A 2,569-nucleotide genomic window follows, 5' to 3' on the forward strand; every position below is an offset into this window, starting at 1 on the left:
CCCCCAACACCCGTCCGACGAGGCGACCGGCGCCAGACCGGGACGCGACCAACCGTTTCTTGGAGACGGCGCGCCGGATGGCCAGCTCGTTCTCGCCGCCGTCAGCGGGGCGCAGAGACCCGGGGGACGCGCTGATCGACCTGCTCGGGTTCGCTGAGCAGGTGGTCCGCTCACAGCCCCCGCGGCCGTTCGAGCCGTTGGCGTTCCCACGACTTCTCGACCTGGTCGAACGACGGAAAGACGGGGCGTTTCCGCCCGAGACGTGAGCCAGAGAGCACAGCTCGGAGACCTGGCGTCGAAGATCGCCAGGGTTCACGAGCTCCTCGAGTCCATGCGGGCCCCTCATCAGTTCGGTGGCGCAATAGCCCTCGCCTGGTACCGGAACCCGCGGGCGACGACCGACATCGACCTGAACGTCACGCTGGCGCCTGAGCAAGCGGACCCGGTCCTCGGGGCGCTGGGGCACCTGGGCGTGACGGTCACGGCTGCGGATCGGACGTCGATCCGGCGCGACGGACAGGCACGCCTGATCTGGGACCGGTCCTACCTGGACGTCTTCTTCGCCACCTTCGAGCTGCACCACGATATGGCGGACGAAGCCCGCTCGGTCCGGTTCGGCCCGATCGACATCCCGATCCTGTCCCCTGAGCACCTGATCATCTGCAAGGCCGTGTTCGACCGACCGAAGGACTGGGTCGACATCGACGAGATGGTCACTTGGGGCACCCGGGTCGACGGGGCTCGGGTCCTCGACTGGGTGGAACAGATCCTCGGGCCGGATTCGGAGCAGTACCGGCGTCTGGCCGGGCTCCTCTGAACCCGGGGAGCCGAGAAGCTTGCCCGCTCGGCTCGCGTGGGGGCAGGAGGCGGCTGCGGGGGAGGGGCGGCTTCGCCCAGACTGAGTCCAGTGAGCGACGAGGGGGCGGTGCCGGACCCGGGCCTGCTGGCGGGGCGCTACCGACTGGGCGCGCGCATCGGGGCGGGCGGGATGGCGGAGGTGTTCCGGGCCGAGGACACCCGCCTGGGCCGGGCCGTGGCGGTCAAGATCCTCCGTCCCGAGCTGGCCACGGACCCGGCGTTCCGGGAGCGCTTCGAGGGGGAGGCCCGGGCCGCGGCCCGGCTGTCGCACCGCCACGTGGTGGCGGTCTTCGACGTCGGCGAGGCACACGACGACCGCCCGTTCATCGTGATGGAGCTGGTGGGCGGCGGCAGCCTGGCGGAGCGGCTGCGATCCGGTGCCCTGCCCGAGGCCGAGGCCGTGCGCTTGACCCTCCAGCTGCTCGACGCCCTGGACGCCGCCCACGCCGCCGGCATCGTCCACCGGGACATCAAGCCGGGGAACATCCTGTTCTCCCCGGACGGGACCGCCAAGGTGGCCGACTTCGGGATAGCCAAGGCGCTGGTCCCCGACGCCGGCAGCTCGGACCTGACGACGACCAGCAAGGTGATCGGCACGCCCCGCTACCTGCCGCCCGAGCGGGCCGAGGGGCGCCCCGCCACCGTCCAGTCCGACCTGTGGGGCGCGGGCGTCGTCCTCCACGAGTCCCTGGCGGGGGCCTATCCGTTCCCCGGGGACACCCCGCTGGCGGCGGTGGTGGCGGCCCAGCGGGGCCTGTCCACTCCGCTGGTGGTGTCCCGTCCCGACGTGAGCCCCGCCGTGGCGGCGGTGGCGGCGCGGGCGCTGGCTCCGGACCCCTCCAGCCGTTACGCCTCGGCCGCCCAGATGGCCCGGGAGCTCGGGGACGCGGCCGCGACGGTCGGCGCCGCCACCGCCGTCATGGACCCGCTACCGCCGGTGGGAGACGAGGCCGCGGCCACGACCCGCGTGGCCTGGGCCCCGGACGAGGGACCCCCTCCGCCGCCGGGACGGCGCGGGTGGAGCCGACCGGGCGTGCCCTGGTGGCGCCGGCCTGCGGTCGCCGCCATCAGTGCCGTGGCCCTTGCCGTCCTGCTGTTGGTGCTGCTCTGGCCCGGCGGAGGCCCGGCCCGGCAGCCGGGCCGCTCGACCACTACCTCGACCACCCGGCTGGCCACCCCGGTCACCGCCCCCCCGTCCACTACGACGACCACGGGCTGCGCCGCCCTCCAGGCCCAGCGCCAGGCGCTCGATCAACAGCAGAAGGACCTTCCGAAGGGCCCGGCGGGTGGCGCCGCCAAGCACGCCCTGGACGATCAGCGGCATGTCCTCGACCAGCAGATCCAGCAGCTGTGCGGGCCCGGTGGGGGCAACGGAGGCTGACCGCCCGAGGCGCCTCCAGCCCGCTTCGTCCTCCTGCTGACCGCCACACCCTCCTCGTACCCTATGGGAACGGATGTTCGATTCCCTCGTGGTCGGGAGGTGGCATGGACCAATCAACCTCTGATGACGACCCGGCGCCGATGTTCGACGCCGGGCCCTGGCTCGTCCGCCGGCGGCGGTCCCTCGAGAGCGGGGAGGCCGCCTGGCTCGACGCCCTGGCCAGCTTCGACCAGGCCGAGGGCTGGAAGCAGGACGGGCGGCTGTCCTGCGCCCATTGGCTGATGGCCAGCTGCAAGATGGGCCGCTCCACCGCCTACGAGAAGGTGCGGG

Annotated in this window: 3 protein-coding genes; all 3 read left to right on the top strand. The window is 73.1% G+C overall.

All coding sequences use genetic code 11. The annotated features are described in order from the left end of the window. Positions 1 to 262: 262 nt before the first annotated feature. Positions 263 to 817, top strand: coding sequence for a nucleotidyl transferase AbiEii/AbiGii toxin family protein (locus VFW24_07255; protein ID HEX5266553.1), 555 nt, complete (start codon positions 263 to 265; stop codon positions 815 to 817). Between the two features lie 90 nt (positions 818 to 907). Next, entirely contained in the window at positions 908 to 2,239 is a 1,332-nt protein-coding gene (locus VFW24_07260) for a serine/threonine-protein kinase (protein HEX5266554.1), read from the top strand. A gap of 140 nt (positions 2,240 to 2,379) precedes the next feature. Beyond that, positions 2,380 to 2,569: hypothetical protein (locus VFW24_07265; protein HEX5266555.1), on the top strand; the 190-nt coding region annotated here is incomplete at its 3' end.

It is taken from the genome of Acidimicrobiales bacterium (assembly GCA_036273495.1).
GTDB lineage: Bacteria > Actinomycetota > Acidimicrobiia > Acidimicrobiales > JAJPHE01 > DASSEU01.